Below are 15,900 nucleotides of genomic sequence, written 5' to 3' on the forward strand. Positions count from 1 at the left end.
TCGAGGCCCCGCGACTCAGGCCAGTTCGCGGATGGCGGCCGGCAACGGGACCGATTCGCCGGATTTCCTGTCGATCCAGACCAGCGTGACCGTCGCGTCGGCATAGCGAACCGGCTGCACGTCCTTGTCGTCGGTCTTCGAGCGGATTTCGGAGTGCAGCTTGATGCTGGACCGCCCCGGGGACTCCGGCTTCAGGGTCACGACCAAGCGCGCGGGCCAGTGGGCCGGACGACGGTAGTTGATGTTGATGTTGGCCACGACCGGACCGGCCTCGCCGTCCTGCCAGTGGCTCGGCACCGAACTCATCCAGGCCGAGCGACACTGCTCGAGGTAAGCCAGGTAGACCGCGTTGTTGACGTGGCCGAAGCCGTCGAGGTCGCCCCAGCGCACGTCGAGTTCGATGCTGAATTCCGCCATCCTGTGGTGTTCCCCTCGCTGCATCGCTTGCCGTGCCGCGGCCCCGTGCCCCTCACGGCCTGACCAGTGTACTCCGGCCTGTTGTTCGTCAGGCCGACTTCCGTCGTCGCTTGATGCCCGGCATCTCGGCCAGGTAGCGGCCGGTCCAGGAATCCTCGTCGGCGGCGATCTGTTCCGGCGTGCCGTTGGCGATGATCTGCCCGCCGCGCACCCCGCCCTCCGGGCCGAGGTCGATGATCCAGTCGGCGGTCTTGACCACGTCGAGGTTGTGCTCGATGACGACCACGGTGTTGCCTTCGTCGCGCAGCCGATGCAGCACGTTCAGCAACTGCTGGATGTCGTGGAAATGCAGCCCGGTGGTCGGCTCGTCGAGGATGTAGAGGGTATTGCCCGTATCGCGCTTGGACAGCTCGCGCGCCAGCTTGATCCGCTGGGCCTCGCCGCCGGACAGCGTGACCGCCGACTGGCCCAGCGTGATGTAGGACAGGCCGACGTCCATCAGCGTCTGCAGCTTGCGCGCCACGGCCGGCACCGGCTCGAAGAACGGCAGCGCGTCCTCGACCGTCATCTCCAGCACCTCGTGGATGTTCCTGCCCTTGTAGGTGACCGTCAGCGTCTCGCGGTTGTAGCGCTTGCCGTGACAGACGTCGCAGGGCACGAAGATGTCGGGCAGGAAGTGCATCTCGACGCGGACCACACCGTCGCCCTGGCAGGCCTCGCAGCGACCGCCCTTGACGTTGAACGAGAAGCGCCCGGGCTTGTAGCCGCGCGAGCGCGCCTCGGAGGTGCCGGCGAACAGCTCGCGGATCGGCGTGAACAGGCCGGTGTAGGTGGCCGGATTCGAGCGCGGCGTGCGGCCGATCGGGCTCTGGTCGATGTCGACGACCTTGTCGAACAGGTCGAGTCCGGAGAATCGTTCGAACGGCGCCGGGTTTTCCGAGGCACCGTTGAGTTCGCGGGCCATCAGCTTGTACAGCGTGTCGTTGATCAAGGTGGACTTGCCCGAGCCGGACACCCCGGTGACGCAGACCAGCAGCCCGGCCGGCAGTTCGAGGTCGACGCCCTTGAGGTTGTTGCCGGTCGCGCCTTCGAGCCGGAACATGCGCTTGCGGTTCGGCTTGCTGCGCTTGTTCGGCACCTCGATACGCTTGCGGCCGCTCAGGTAGTCGCCGGTCAGCGACGCCTCGCAGGCCTCGATCCCGTCCGGCGGGCCGGAATAGACGATCCGACCGCCGTGCACGCCCGGTCCGGGACCGATGTCGACGATGTGGTCGGCCGAGCGGATCGCGTCCTCGTCGTGCTCGACGACGATCACGGTGTTGCCGAGGTCGCGCAGCCGGGTCAGCGTCTCGAGCAGGCGCGTGTTGTCGCGCTGGTGGAGGCCGATCGAGGGCTCGTCGAGGACGTACATCACGCCGACCAGGCCGGCGCCGATCTGGCTGGCCAGCCGGATCCGCTGGGCTTCGCCACCGGACAGCGTGTCGGCCTGGCGATCCAGGGTCAGGTAGTCCAGCCCGACGTTGACCAGGAACAGCAGGCGCTCGCGCACTTCCTTCAGGATCCGCCCGGCGATCTCGCCGCGCCAGCCGTCCAGCTTCAGTTGATCGAAGAACGCCAGGCACTGCTCGATCGACCAGGCAGCCACGTCGGGCAGCGAACGATCGGCGATGAACACGTTGCGCGCCGCGGCGTTCAGGCGCTGGCCACCGCATTCCGGACACGGCTGCTCGGAGATGTAGCGCGACAGCTCTTCACGGACGACGCGCGAGTCGGTCTCGCGGTACCGCCGCTCGAGGTTCGGGATGATGCCGACGAACGGGTGCTTGCGGGTCTGGCTGCCGCCGTCGGCGAAATAGCGGAAACTGATCCTGTCCTCGCCGCTGCCGTGCAGGATCACGTCCTGAACGGCGGCCGGAAGCTCACCGAACGGGGTCTCGGGGTCGAAGTCGTAGTGCCGGCCCAGCGACTGGATCATCTGGAAGTAATACGCGTTGCGCCGGTCCCAGCCGCGCACCGCACCGCCGGCCAGGCTCAGCTCCGGGTTGCCGACCACGCGCCCGGGGTCGAAGAACTGGCGGTGGCCGAGTCCGTCGCAGGCCGGACAGGCGCCGTTGGGATTGTTGAACGAGAACATCCGCGGCTCCAGCTCCGGCAGGCTGTAGTCGCAGACCGGGCAGGCGAAGCGGGCCGAGAACAGCAGCTCGCCGAGCTCGCTGTCGGCGTCCATCGGCGCGGCCACGGCAATGCCGTCGGCCAGCGCCAGCGCGGTTTCCATGCTCTCGGCCAGCCGCTGGGCCAGGTCGTCCCGCACCTTGAACCGGTCGACCACGGCTTCGATGGTGTGCTTCTTGCGCAACTCCAGCGCGGGCACACCGTCGTCGAGATCCACCACCCGGCCGTCGACCCGCGCGCGGATGAAGCCCTGCGCGCGCAGTTCATGCAGCAGGTTGGCGTGCTCGCCCTTGCGGTTGCGGACCACCGGGGCCAGCAGCATCATCTTCGTGCCTTCCGGCAGGTTCAGCACCGTGTCGACCATCTGGCTGACGGTCTGCGCGTCCAGCGTCTCACCGTGCTCCGGACAGCGCGGCGTGCCGACCCGAGCGAACATCAGGCGCAGGTAGTCGTGGATCTCGGTGACCGTGCCCACGGTCGAACGCGGGTTGTGGCTGGCCGCTTTCTGCTCGATCGAGATCGCCGGACTCAGGCCCTCGATGTGGTCGAGGTCCGGCTTCTGCATCATCGACAGGAACTGGCGGGCGTAGGCCGACAGCGACTCGACGTATCGCCGCTGGCCCTCGGCATAGATCGTGTCGAACGCAAGCGACGACTTGCCGGAACCCGACAGGCCGGTGAACACGATCAGCCGGTCGCGAGGAAGCTCCAGGTCGACGTTGGCGAGATTGTGGGTGCGTGCGCCGCGAAGGGTGATCTTGTCCAAGACGAATCCAGCATTGGAGCGAACCGGATAGTATAAGGTTTGCGGTGAAACCCGGGCAAGGACGATTCCGTTTCGCGGTCGCCGGCGCCGGATTCAGCCCCCCGGACCCGGCCTCGGGTCCGAGGTCATCGACCCCACGATCCAGGAGCATCGGCATGCAGATCGAGGAAGACGGCGACATCACGCCGGACGAAGTGCAGAAGCGCTGCGACGAGCGACGCCGCAGGGCGCTCGAGCTGCGCGAGGCGCTGGAAGAAGCGCACGGCACCTCGTTCGACCTGAAGTACCCGATCGCCCAGATCCACCTCTGGTACCAGTCGTTCCAGAACGTGATGCGCTGGATCGGCACGATCGCCGCCGGGATGCTCACCTTCACCGTTTCGATCCTGATGGGCGACGCGCTGGCCGGAAACATCCGGTTCGAGGCCGTCGAGCACAACCTGGGCCGCTTCACCTGGTCGTTCGGTTTTCTCGGCCTGAGCATGATCTCGGTGCTGCTGACCCTGGTGATCACCTACAACTGGCTGGTCATGTCGATCCGGCATGCCGCGTGGGTGGCCCACCCGTCGGTGCGGCGGCTGCAGGCCGTCATCGACAACGGCGGCGCGCTGCCCCGCGACCTGCCGGAGTCGCTGCAGGAAGGGCACGTCCACGACGACGACCCGTACATGGACGGCACCATGGCAAGCGAATTCGTGCGCTACGGCGGCAAGCTGCACCTGAAGCTCTGGGGCACGATGAGCTACGTGATGGGCGGCATCGCAGGGGCCAGCCTGTTCATCGGCATCGTGTTCTACGTGCTCGCCGCCTGGGACATCCTGGCCGAGCTGTTGTGAGCGGACCCGAAGGAAGCCGCCCGGTCCGGATCGCCACCTTGAACACCGGCCTGCTGCGGCTGCAGCTGGGCCGCTGGACGCTGTTCGAACCGGTCCCGCAGGTCAGCGAGCGCATCGCCGGATTCGCGCGGTTCCTCGGCGCGCTGGACGCCGACGTGCTCGCGATGCAGGAAGTGTTCGTCCGCGGCGCTCGGCGCCGGCTGGTCGAGGAGCTGTGCGCGGCCTTCCCGCACGCGGCCTTCGCCGACTCGCCCAGCTGGGTCGGCAACGGCCTGCTGACGCTGTCGCGCCATCCGATCGAGGACTCGGCCTTCCAACGCTTCGACCACGACTTCCTGCTGGTCCGCCCGTTCGCCACCTTCGGCCTGCTTCGAACCCGAATCCGGCTGCCGGGCGATCGGCCGCTGGAGCTGTTCAACACGCACCTGACCGCCGGCCCGTTCGGCGACCCGGAGCGCGCGCGCGTCGAGCGGATGCGCGATCGCCAGATCCGGCAACTGCTGGAGGCGGCCGGCCCGCGTGCCCCCCGGGTGGTGCTGACCGGGGACTTCAACGCCGGCCCCGAGGCATCGATCGACAACTACCGCCGCTTCGCCGCCGCCGGCTTCGTCGACGCCTTCGATCGGGCCGAGCATCACGGCAGCCCGCTGCGCACGACCTGGACGCCGGAAAACAGCCTCACGCAGTCCGGCCCGCACTCCAGTTCGCCGCCGCAGCGGATCGATCATGTCTTCGTGCACGCCACAGCCGCGCCCGCCGTTTCCCGCGTCACCATCACCGAGGCCGTCGACCCGGCCGGCGCACCGCTGTCCGATCATCGCCTGGTGCTGGCCGAATTCCGGCTGACCGGCGACCGGGATGGATCGACCGAAGGCGCTCCCGCCGGGTGATCCCGGGCCGCGCGAGAACCGGCGGTCTGTATTGACCCGCGCCCCGCTTTCCGCTAACATTCCCGCTCTTTAGTCATGCATTTTCTGGAGCGAACACCATGTACGCGGTATTCAAGACCGGTGGCAAACAGTACAAGGCATCGGCCGGCGACATCGTCCGGGTCGAGAAACTGCCGGCCGACAAGGGGGCCTCGATCGAGATCGATGAAGTCCTGATGGTCGCCGACGGCGACGACATCCGCGTCGGCGCTCCGACCCTGGAAGGTGGCAAGGTCAAGGCCGAAGTGGTCGCGCACGGTCGCGGCGACAAGGTGCGGATCATCAAGTTCCGCCGCCGCAAGCACCACATGAAGCAGATGGGCCACCGCCAGTACTACACCGAACTCAAGATCACCGGCATCGAGGGCTGAACCCATGGCACATAAAAAGGCAGGCGGCTCGACACGCAACGGCCGCGACTCGAATCCGAAGTACCTCGGCGTGAAGCGCTACGGCGGCGAACGCGTGGACGCAGGCAACATCCTGGTTCGACAGCGCGGCACGCGCTTCCATGCCGGCGACGGCGTCGGCGTCGGACGCGACCACACGCTGTTCGCGCTGGTCGACGGCAAGGTCGTGTTCCGCGAGCGCGGCAAGCCGGCGCGCAAGTTCGTCTCGGTGGTCGCGGCCAGCGAGGCGGCCGAGTGATCTGACGGGATTCCCGTCCGATCATCGAGCCCGAAGGAGCCGGCCGCGTGCCGGCTTTTTCGTGCCGTCCCCATTGCCCTGAGCCGGTCGGAACCACCATGAAATTCGTCGACGAAGCCAACATCGAAGTCCGCGCCGGCCGCGGCGGACACGGCAGCGTGAGCTTCCGGCGCGAAAAGTACATCCCGAAAGGCGGCCCCGACGGCGGCGACGGCGGCAACGGCGGCAGCATCTGGCTGGAAACCGACACCGGCCTGAACACGCTGGTCGATTTTCGCCATGCCCGGCTGTTCAAGGCCCGCAACGGCCAGCCCGGCGGCGGCCAGCAGAAGACCGGCAAGTCGGCCGAAGACATCGTCATCCGGGTGCCGCTGGGCACCCAGGTGATCGCCGTGGAAACCGGCGAGCGGATCGGCGACCTCACCGAACCCGGTCAACGGCTGTGCGTGGCGCGCGGCGGAATCGGCGGCAAGGGCAATGTCCACTTCAAGTCCTCGGTCAATCGCACGCCGCGGCAGTTCACCGAGGGCACGCCGGGCGAGGAACGCGAACTGAAGCTCGAGCTCAAGGTCCTGGCCGATGTCGGCCTGCTCGGCTTCCCGAACGCCGGCAAGTCGACGCTGATCCGTGCGGTCTCCAAGGCCCGGCCCAAGGTGGCCGATTATCCGTTCACCACGCTGCACCCGAATCTCGGCGTGGTCTCGCTGGAACCGGGCCGCAGCTTCGTCATCGCCGACATTCCGGGCCTGATCGAGGGCGCCGCCGAGGGCGCCGGGCTCGGCCACCGCTTCCTGAAGCACCTGCAGCGAACCGGGCTTCTGCTGCACCTCGTCGAGATCGAGCCGCTGGACGGCAGCGACCCGCTCGACCAGGTCCGCGCCCTGGAAGCCGAGCTCGGCCGCTTCGATCCCGGACTGATGCACAAGCCGCGCTGGCTGGTCGTCACCAAGCTCGATCAGCGCCCGAGCGAGGAGCAGGAGGCCGCGGTCGCCGACCTGGTCGATCGGCTGGGCTGGACCGGACCGGCCTTCGGCATCTCGTCGCTGAGCGGAGTCGGGCTGGACGCCCTGACCACCGCGATGGCGCGCTACCTGCTCGACGGGCCCGACGACGACGGGGAACCTTGAGCCGAGCACGGACTCCAAGCCGCAACCGCCGCCCCAACGGGCCCGGATTCGCAACTGGAGCCGCCGATGCCGCACCGTACACCGAGTTCTCTCCGGCCCCGCCCGGCCGTCCGCATCCCGACCGTATCGACCCTGCTCGCCCTGCTGCTGAGCGCAGTGCCGGGCTGGGCCCGCGTCACTGACGTCACCGTCTACCCCGATCGCGCCACCGTCACCCGGGTCGCTGACCACGAGGTCGGCCCCGAGGTCGACCGCATCCGGGTCACCGGCCTGCCGGTCGGGCTCGATCGCGACAGCCTCCGGGTCCGGGCCGAGGGTCCGGCCGGGCTGCGGGTCGGCGCCCTGGATTTCGAAATCGTCCGCGGCGACGAGCGGGTCGTCCCGGAAGCGCGGGCCCTGGCCGAGCGGATCGAAGACCTGAACGCCGAACGCAGCGGGGTGGCCGACCGGATCGCGGGGCGCGACCTCCAGTTGAGCCTGCTGCAGCGCGTCGCCGCACCGACCGGCGAGACGCTGCCGGCGCCGGGCGAACTGCTGGCCGAGCTGGAGCGGCTCGGCGAGCTGGCCGACCGGGTCTACGCCGAGCGCCGCGAGCTGCTGGCGCAACAGGCCGAACTCAACGAGACGCTGGCCCGGCTGGAGCGCGAGCTGGCCGACCTCGGCAGCCAGCAGCGCGACACCCTGAGCGTGTCCGTCGCCGTCGAGGCCCCCAACGGAGGCCGCGGGCGGTTCACGATCGAGTACACCGTCGGCAATGCGTCCTGGCGGCCGGTCTACGAGTGGCGGCTGGATACCGTCGAGGCGGAACTGCGCCTGGTCCAGTCGGCCGAACTCCGCCAGGCCACCGGCGAGGACTGGGGCAACGCCGCGATCGCGGTCTCGCTGGCCCGGCCGTCGAGCGGGGGCCAGCTGCCGCAGCTGCAGCCCTGGTGGATCGACGTGATCGCCGAGAAGCCGCAGATCACAACCAGGCAGTTCGCCGAGGCACCGCAGGCGCTGGAGACAATGGACGTCGTCGGCAGCCGGGCCGGGCAGGCCGAGATGATCGGCGCGGAACTGCGGGCTACCGGACTGACCCAGCGCTATGCCCTGCCCGGTCGGATCGACGTGCCGTCGGACAACCGCCCGCGACGCTTCCGGCTCGATGAACATCGCCTCGAGGCCGCGCTGACCGCGCGCACCGTTCCGCAGCGGCGCGACGCGGCCTGGACCTTCGTCGCTGCCGAATGGACCGGCGAGGCGGCGCTGCCGCCGGGACCGGTGCAGCTGATCCAGGACGGCGCCGCGATGGGTCGTGCGAACTTCGCCGGGGTCGCGCCGGGTGGACGGATCGAAGCCAGCTTCGGCATCGACGACCGGATCGAAATCGACGTCGAGCTGGTCCGCCAGGATCGCCGGACCGAGGGACTGCTGAACAAGACCGTGCGCGAGGTCCGCGAGCACCGCTGGACGGTGAGCAACCGTCACCAGCGACCGATCCGGGTAAGCGTGCTCGGCCAGCGCCCCGTCGCCCGCGACGAGCGCATCGAAATCGAGTGGACCGATCGCAGCACGCCGCCCGATCGGACCGAGGTCGACGACCGCCCCGGCCTGGTGGCCTGGGACCTCGAACTGGCACCCGGCCAGACGCGCGAGATCGTGTTCGGCCTGTCCGTGGCCTGGCCCGAGGACCTGGACGGCGTGACCGGCTGGTAGTCGACGGGGAGTCGGCGGACCGCAGCGGCCACGCGAGCGCCGCTGCTATACTCCGGCGCAACGGCCCGACGGGGCCGTCGGCGACCCGAACCGGACCCGACCACATGCCGCGAACCACGCGACCGGGACGGCTTACGCCGGCCCGCCGCCAGCGCATCGATGCGCTGCTCGACCACCTGCTGGACCTCGATGGTCCGACCTGCGACCGCGAACTGGCCGCATTGGCCGAACGTTGTCCACGCCTGCACGCACATGCAGCCCGACTGGTCGAGGCCTCGACCGCGCCGACCGACTACCTCCGCACCCTGTTCGAACGCGTCGGGCGGCGCGCGCTTCCCGACGCCGGCGCCGAGTGCAACCTGCCGGCCGGCACCCGGATCGGCGGCTGGCGGCTGATCGAAGCGATCGGCGCCGGCGGGATGGGGCTGGTCTATCGGGCCGAGCGGGCCGACGGGGCGTTCGAAATGCAGGTGGCCCTGAAGCTGATCCGACGGCTCGACCCGGTGCTGGGCCGCCAGCTGGATGTGGAACGTGGCCTGCTGGCCCGGCTCGACCACCCCAACATCGCTCGCCTGATCGACGGCGGCGCGACCGAGGACGGCTGGGCCTGGCTGGCCATGGAATGGATCGACGGCATCGACGCGGGCCAATGGGCCGGCGGCGAGCACCCGCCGTCCGTGCCGGAGCGGCTTCGGGTCTTCGGCCAGCTGGCCGAGGCCGTCGCCCAGGCGCACCGGCGCCGGATCGTTCACGGCGACATCAAGCCGTCGAACGTGCGCATCGCGTCCGACGGCCGGCCCCGGCTGCTCGATTTCGGCATCGCCCGGCTGGTCGGCGACGAGCCGGACGACCCCGATGCGCTGAGCGCGCTGACGCCGGCCTTTGCCGCGCCCGAGCAGAAGCGCGGCGAGCCGATCACCCCGCAGTCCGATGTGTTCGCGCTGGGCGCCCTGCTCTACTGGCTGCTGACCCGCGGGACGCTGACCGAAGACGACGCCGAAACCCGGCGCCATCGACTGGCGGCGATCCATCCGCGCGGCGACGAGTTGCACGCACTGGTCACCCGCGCCACCGACGACGACCCGGATCGACGCTACAACGGCGTGGCCGGACTGCTGGCCGACCTCGAGGCCTTCGGCAGCCAGCGTCCGCTGGAGGCGATGCCGGCCCGGCGAAGCTACGTCCTGGCCCGTTTCCTGCAGCGCAACCGGGCCGGCGTCACCCTGGCCGGGCTGGTCCTGCTGCTGCTGGTCGGCAGCGTGACCGGAATCGCCTGGCAGGGCCGGATCGCGATCGCCGAACGCGACCGCGCCGAGGTCGAAGCCCGCACGGCCGAGCAGGTCACCGGATTCCTGGTCGAGCTGTTCGAGCAGGCCGATCCCGACCAGGCGCAGGGCCGCGTCCTGACCGCACAGGAGCTGGTCGAACGCGGCAGCGAGCGGGTCGCCGAACTCGACGACGAACCACGCGTGCAGACCCGGGTGCTCGGCACGCTGGGACGCGTCCAGCACGCGCTCGGCGACTACGAAGCCGCCGAGCCGCTGCTGCGCCGCGCCCTGGCCCAGGCCGACGCCGACCCGGCAGCGCAGCCGCTGCTGGCCGCCGAGCTGCGGCTGCGGCTCGGCGATCTGCTCTACTCGGCCGGTCGCTATCCCGACGCCCGCGCCCTGACCGAGGCCGCGCTGGAGCTGCTGCCCGAAGGCGCCAGCACCGAACGGGCCGATACGCTGAACACTCTCGGCAACATCGCCTATGCCGAGGGCGACTTCGAGCTCAGCGAGCGCTACTACGCCGAGGCGCTGGCCATGCATGCCGCGCTGGAGCCCGGCGGCACCGGCGAGGCCAACAGTCGGCTCGATTACGGCGCCGTGTTCGCGATCCGTGACCGGCACGAAGAAGCCGAGAAACACTTCCGGCAGGCCTGGACGCTTCGACGCGAGCTGCACGGCGAGAACCATCCCGCCACGGTCAGCGCGCTGTATCGCGTCGCCGACTCGCAGATGTCGATGGGCGAATTCGACGCCGCCGAGTCGAACTACCGCACCGTCGTCGAACGGTACCGCACGATCTACGGCCCGGTTCACCCTCGAACCGCCGGCGCCCTGCACTCGCTGGGCATTCTCAAGCTGCGCCAGGGCCAACTTTCAGCCGCCGAGCCGCTCTGGCGGGAAGCCCTGGCGATCCGCCGCGAGGTGCTCGACCCGGGTCATCCGGACATCGGCGCCAGCCTCAATGCACTGACCTTCGTGCTGCGCAGCCGGGGCGAACTCGAGGAGGCCTATTCGATCCTGCTCGAAGTACTGGAGATCGCCCGGACCCGGTTCGGTGATCCGCACTACACGGTCGCCTCCACGCTCTACAACCTGGGCATCCTCGCGCTGGAACTGGACCGCCTCGACGAGGCCGAGCAGCGACTCCGGGCGGCCCACGCGATGCGCCGCGAACTGCTCGGCGACGTGCACTCCGAGGTTGCGATCTCGCAGGAGGGCCTTGCGCGGCTGGCGCGGGCGCGCGGGGAGTACGAGGCCGCGGAAGATTGGGCGAAGCAGGCCCTGGCAACCGTCGCGGCCGTGCACGGACGCGACGACCATCCGGAGGCCGACTCCAGCCGGACGCTGCTCCGCGACATCCGGGCCGAGCGGGCGGAGCGATCCGATGACGGTTGAGTTTCACGCCCGCCTGACGCCCGCGCGACGGCGGCTGCTCGATCGGCTGCTCGACGAACTGCTCGATCGGCCCGAGCCGGAGCGCCACGAACGACTGGCGCAGTTGGCCGAACGCTACCCGCGCCTGCATCGCCATCTCGCTCGGCTGGTCGAGGCCGCCGCGCCCGACGGCGAGGGGTTCACCGCCGTGTTCGAACGCTTCGGCGCCGCGGCACTGTCGACCCTGGACGATCCCGACCCCTCCCTTCCGCCGGGCACCCGGGTCGGCGACTGGGCCCTGATCGAGCCGGTCGGCCGCGGCGGCATGGGCCAGGTCTATCGCGCCGAGCGCGCCGACGGGGCGTTCGAAATGCAGGCGGCGATCAAGTTCATCCGCCCACGCGCCGGCGGCCGACTGGCCGAACGACTGGCCGTCGAGCGGCAGCTGCTGGCCCGGCTCGACCACCCCAACATCGCCCGGCTGATCGACGGCGGCACGCTGGACGACGGGCGCGGCTACCTGGTCATGGAGTGGATCGCCGGCGTCGACCTCAGCGACGCGCGCGAGCGGCTTTCGGCGCGTCCACGGAGGCTGATCGAGCGCTTCATCGAACTGGCCGGGGCGGTCGCCCACGCCCACCAGCGCCGGGTCGTCCACGGCGACATCAAGCCGGCGAACGTGCGCCTGTCGCCCGACGGGCGGGTCCGCCTGCTGGATTTCGGCGTGGCTCGGCTGATCACGGAAGACGACAGCGCCGACGGCCTTTCGGCGCTGACGCCGGCCTTTTCGGCACCCGAGCAGCTGGCCGGCGAGCCGGCCTCGACCCAGTCCGACCTCTACGCCCTCGGTGCGCTGCTGCACTGGCTGCTGACCGGCGAACCCGGCGCGGCCGACGCGCGGATCGACCCGCGCGGTCTCGACGGCCCGCGGCCGGCCGCGCTGGCCGCCATTCTCGAGCGCACCCTGCAGGCCGATCCGGGCCTGCGCTACCAGTCGGTACCGGAACTGATCCAGGACCTGCGGGCCCTGCTCGAACTGCGTCCGGTCCAGGCCCGGGACAGCAGTGCACTGGCCCGGCTCGGCCTGTGGTCGCGTCGCCACCGCCTGGCCGCCGGCATGGCCGGGCTGGCTCTGGCCTCGGCACTGGTCGCCGCGGTCGGACTGGCGTGGCAGGCCGATCGGATCCGCGATGAACGCGATGCCGCCCGCTTCGAAGCCCAGCGACTGGCGCTGCTGCGCGAACAGATGGTGCTGCTGTTCCGCGAAGCCGGCCGCTCGACCGACGAGGAGGTCCGCGATACCCGCAGCCTGCTCGCCGAAGCCGCCGAACTGGCCGCGCGACTGTACGCCGACGACCCCGGCACCCGCGCGGCGGTCCAGGCCTTTCTCGGCGAGATCTATATCGCCATGGACGATTTCGAGGCGGCCGAACCGCTGCTGGAAGCCGCGCGATCGGAGCAGGCACTCGACGAGGACCGCCTGGCCGCGTTCGTCGAAGCCGACCTGGCCCAGATCCGGCTGCGCCAGGGCGCGTCGGACGAAGCACTGGCGCTGGCCGACCAGGCGCTGGCGCGCCTTCGCGAACGGACCGGGCCCAGCAATCTCGAGTACATCGCCGACGTGACCCAGATCCGCGGCCAGGCACTGCGCGGCCTGGGGCGCTGGGACGAGGCCATCGCCACGCTGCGCGAGGCGCACGACCAGGCCCGACGCCTGCCGGGCCCGTCCCGGATTCGCGCGACCACCGCCAACAACCTGGCCACCACGCTGGTCTATGCCGGGCGCGGTGCCGACGCCCTGCCGTACCTGGAGCGCGCGCTGGACAACTGGCGCGGCCTCGATCGGGCCGATGCTGCGGCGGCGCTGACCGTGATGGGCAACCTGGCCAGCCTGCGTCACCAGCGCGGCGACCTGGCCGACGCCGAGGCCCTGTATCGCGAGACCATCCGACGACGCGTGGCCCGCTACGGCGACTCCGGTGCGCTCGGCGCGATGCACCTGAATCTCGGCAGCCTGCTGGCAACGACGAACCGGATCGCCGAGGCACGCGACCATCTCGACGAGGGCGTGGCGCTGATCCAGCGATTCGAAGGCATCGACAGCGTCAGCTACACCCGGGCACTGCTGGCCCGGGCCCGGGTCGAACGGGCCGCTGGTCGCTACGGGGTCGCGCTCGGCGAAATCGACCAGGTGGTGCAACGGTTTTCCGAGCAGGTCGGCGACGACCACCTGTTCACCGCGATCGCCCGGATGGATGCCGCCCTGACCGCGGCCGAGGCCGATCTGCCGGACGGAATGGAGCAACTGAGCGAAGCGATCGAGATCCTGGACGGGCTGGCACCGGCCTCGGATCGCTTCCGCGCCGAAGCGCGCTGCCGCGAGGCGGTATTCCGGATCGAACGCGCCCTGGACGGGGCCGGAACCGCGGCCGAACGCTGCATGAGGCTGTACACCGAATCGCTGGAGGTCAGCCCATGGCGACAGGCCGAAGCCCGACTGCTGGACTGGGCGGCACGCACGCCGCGACCCGCACCGACACCGGCGACACGCGCGGATCTCGAGCGGGTGGCCAACGCCCTTGGCCCGGACAACCCCAGGACACGACGATTGGCGGAGTGGCTGGCGACGTCGGCCGACGGGGACTGACGCCGGACCCGGCCGCGGCGGAACGCGCGCGGCCCGGACGGCCGATCAGGACGGGGACGCCGTGATCAGAGGCCGCGGATGTGCGCGTTCAGGCGGGACTTGTGACGCGACGCCTTGTTGGCGTGCATGATGCCCTTGGACACCGAACGATCGATCGCCGGCACGGCCTGCTTGTAGGCCGCTTCGGCGGCGGTCCTGTCGCCGGCCTTGACCGCGTTGACGACCTTCTTGATCATGGTGCGGACGTAGGAACGCTGGGCGGCGTTCGCCTGACGATTCCGCTCGGACTGACGGGCGCGCTTGCGCGCTGATGCACTATTGGCCACGAATGACTCCTCGAAACCGGGTAATGAGAAAAATCAAGCCGTGCAGTATGGCCACTGAGTGCCCTTCTGTCAATGGCAGCCGCCCGGTGACTGCGCCATGAGCCTGGCCCGTTCGGTCGCCTCGTTTTCGGGCATGACGCTGATCTCGCGGGTGCTGGGGCTGGTCCGCGACGTGGTCCTGGCCCGGATGTTCGGCGCCTCGGCCGCGACCGACGCGTTCTTCGTCGCCTTCAAGATTCCGAATTTCCTGCGCCGGCTGTTCGCCGAGGGCTCGTTCTCGCTGGCCTTCGTGCCGGTGCTGGCGGAGTATCGCGAGCGCAACGACCATGCGGCGCTGCGCTCCCTGATCGATGCCGCGGCCGGCAGCCTGATGGCCGTGCTGCTGGCGCTCACCGCCGCCGGTGTGCTGGCCGCTCCGGCGGTGATCCGGGTGTTCTCGCCGGGCTTCGCCGACGACCCGGCCCAGCTGGCGCTGGCCAGCGACCTGCTCCGGATCACCTTTCCCTACCTGCCGCTGATCGCGCTGACCGCGCTGGCCGGGGGAATCCTGAACACGCTGGGCCGCTTCGCGCTGCCGGCCGTCACGCCGGCGTTGCTGAACATCTGCCTGATCGTTTCGGCCGTCTGGCTCAGCCCGCGCTTCGCCGAACCGGTCACCGCGCTGGCCTGGGGCGTGCTGGCCGCCGGCGTACTGCAGCTGGCCGTACAGCTTCCGGCGCTGGCCCGCCACGGCGTACTGCCGCGCCCGTGGCCGGATTTCAGGCACCCCGGCGTCAAGCGCATCCTGCGCCTGATGGTGCCGACCCTGTTCGGCTCCTCGGTCGCGCAGATCAACCTGCTGCTCGACGTGCTGATCGCCTCGCTGCTGATCGAGGCCAGCATTTCCTGGCTGTACTACGGCGACCGGCTGATGGAGTTTCCGCTCGGCCTGTTCGGCGTCGCGCTGTCGGTGGTCATCCTGCCGACGCTGTCGTCGCAGCACGCGCGGGCGACGAGCGACGCGTTCGTGGCCACACTGACCTGGGCGGTCCGGCTCGGCGTGCTGATCGCGCTCCCGGCCGCGGTCGGCCTGGCCGTGCTTGCCGAACCGATCACGACCACGCTGTTCCAGTACGGGGAGTTCGCCGCCGAGGACGTCCGGATGACGGCCCTGGCGCTGCTGGCCTACTGCCTCGGCCTGCCGGCCTTCATCGGCGTGAAGATCCTGGCGCCGGGCTTCTATTCTCGCCAGGACACCCGCACGCCGGTCCGCATCGCGGTACTGGCCCTGGTCGCCAACATGGGGCTGAACGTGCTGTTCGTGCTGGCGATCGTGGCCTGGCTGGCCGGCGGGGATTTCGGCGAAGGGTTGTTCGCGACGCTGGCGGCCCACCCCGGTGCCCACGTCGGCCTGGCGCTGGCCTCCAGCGCCTCGGCCTGGCTCAACGCCGGCCTGCTGTGGCGGCATCTCGGCCGCGACAAGCTCGCGCCGACGCCCGGGTTCCGACCGCTCGTCGCCGCCGCGTTGGGCTGCATCGGCATGGCGGCCGCGCTGATCACAGTCGTCCCCGAGACCGCGTGGTGGATCGCTGCCGGACTGCCCGTCCGGATCGGTGCGCTGGTCGCGGCCGTGGCCGGTGGCGCACTTGTCTACGGGCTGGTCCTGCTGGCCGCCGGCCTGCGGCCGCGCCAGCTGCTGCGCCCGGTCTGACC

12 protein-coding genes are annotated in these 15,900 nt (G+C 70.2%); 9 read left to right on the plus strand and 3 right to left on the minus strand.

From position 1 onward, the window contains the following. Positions 1-15 precede the first annotated feature (15 nt). Together HFP89_RS05785 and uvrA are read right to left on the minus strand one after the other, a co-directional pair. Positions 16-417 (minus strand): thioesterase family protein, encoded by a 402-nt coding sequence (locus HFP89_RS05785; protein WP_168716697.1) that lies wholly within the window; start codon positions 415-417, stop codon positions 16-18. An 88-nt stretch (positions 418-505) separates the two neighbouring features. Then, positions 506-3,355 (minus strand): excinuclease ABC subunit UvrA, encoded by a 2,850-nt coding sequence (gene uvrA / locus HFP89_RS05790; protein WP_168716698.1) that lies wholly within the window; start codon positions 3,353-3,355, stop codon positions 506-508. Between the two features lie 155 nt (positions 3,356-3,510). Between uvrA and HFP89_RS05795 the strand changes: the two genes are divergently transcribed. The 8 genes from HFP89_RS05795 to HFP89_RS05830 all read left to right on the plus strand — a co-directional run bounded on the left by HFP89_RS05795 (position 3,511) and on the right by HFP89_RS05830 (position 13,882). Next, complete coding sequence (locus HFP89_RS05795) at positions 3,511-4,191, plus strand: hypothetical protein (protein ID WP_168716699.1); 681 nt, start codon at positions 3,511-3,513, stop codon at positions 4,189-4,191. Continuing rightward, complete coding sequence (locus HFP89_RS05800; protein WP_168716700.1) at positions 4,188-5,081, plus strand: endonuclease/exonuclease/phosphatase family protein; 894 nt, start codon at positions 4,188-4,190, stop codon at positions 5,079-5,081. Before HFP89_RS05795 ends, HFP89_RS05800 begins: the two co-directional genes overlap by 4 nt. 98 nt (positions 5,082-5,179) lie before the next feature. Then, positions 5,180-5,491, plus strand: a complete 312-nt coding sequence (rplU, locus tag HFP89_RS05805; RefSeq protein ID WP_168716701.1) for a 50S ribosomal protein L21 — start codon at positions 5,180-5,182, stop codon at positions 5,489-5,491. Positions 5,492-5,495: 4 nt separating this feature from the next. Further along, positions 5,496-5,768 (plus strand): 50S ribosomal protein L27, encoded by a 273-nt coding sequence (rpmA, locus tag HFP89_RS05810; protein ID WP_168716702.1) that lies wholly within the window; start codon positions 5,496-5,498, stop codon positions 5,766-5,768. A gap of 98 nt (positions 5,769-5,866) precedes the next feature. Then, positions 5,867-6,895 (plus strand): Obg family GTPase CgtA, encoded by a 1,029-nt coding sequence (gene cgtA, locus HFP89_RS05815; protein ID WP_168716703.1) that lies wholly within the window; start codon positions 5,867-5,869, stop codon positions 6,893-6,895. A 66-nt stretch (positions 6,896-6,961) separates the two neighbouring features. Continuing rightward, positions 6,962-8,590 carry a mucoidy inhibitor MuiA family protein gene (locus tag HFP89_RS05820; RefSeq protein WP_168716704.1) on the plus strand — a complete coding sequence of 543 codons (1,629 nt, stop codon included), beginning with the start codon at positions 6,962-6,964 and terminating at the stop codon, positions 8,588-8,590. A gap of 104 nt (positions 8,591-8,694) precedes the next feature. Further along, positions 8,695-11,256, plus strand: coding sequence for a serine/threonine-protein kinase (locus HFP89_RS05825; protein ID WP_168716705.1), 2,562 nt, complete (start codon positions 8,695-8,697; stop codon positions 11,254-11,256). Further along, positions 11,246-13,882: a serine/threonine-protein kinase gene (locus HFP89_RS05830; protein WP_168716706.1), complete on the plus strand. Its 2,637-nt coding sequence runs from the start codon at positions 11,246-11,248 to the stop codon at positions 13,880-13,882. Before HFP89_RS05825 ends, HFP89_RS05830 begins: the two co-directional genes overlap by 11 nt. A gap of 65 nt (positions 13,883-13,947) precedes the next feature. On the opposite strand, the gene rpsT is transcribed toward HFP89_RS05830, so the two are convergent. After that, entirely contained in the window at positions 13,948-14,208 is a 261-nt protein-coding gene (gene rpsT, locus HFP89_RS05835; RefSeq protein WP_168716707.1) for a 30S ribosomal protein S20, read from the minus strand. 97 nt (positions 14,209-14,305) lie between these two features. Here rpsT and murJ point away from each other — a divergent pair, with 97 nt between their 5' ends. Beyond that, positions 14,306-15,898: a murein biosynthesis integral membrane protein MurJ gene (gene murJ / locus HFP89_RS05840; protein WP_168716708.1), complete on the plus strand. Its 1,593-nt coding sequence runs from the start codon at positions 14,306-14,308 to the stop codon at positions 15,896-15,898. Positions 15,899-15,900 lie beyond the last annotated feature (2 nt).

It is taken from the genome of Wenzhouxiangella sp. XN79A, assembly GCF_012272825.1.
GTDB lineage: Bacteria > Pseudomonadota > Gammaproteobacteria > Xanthomonadales > Wenzhouxiangellaceae.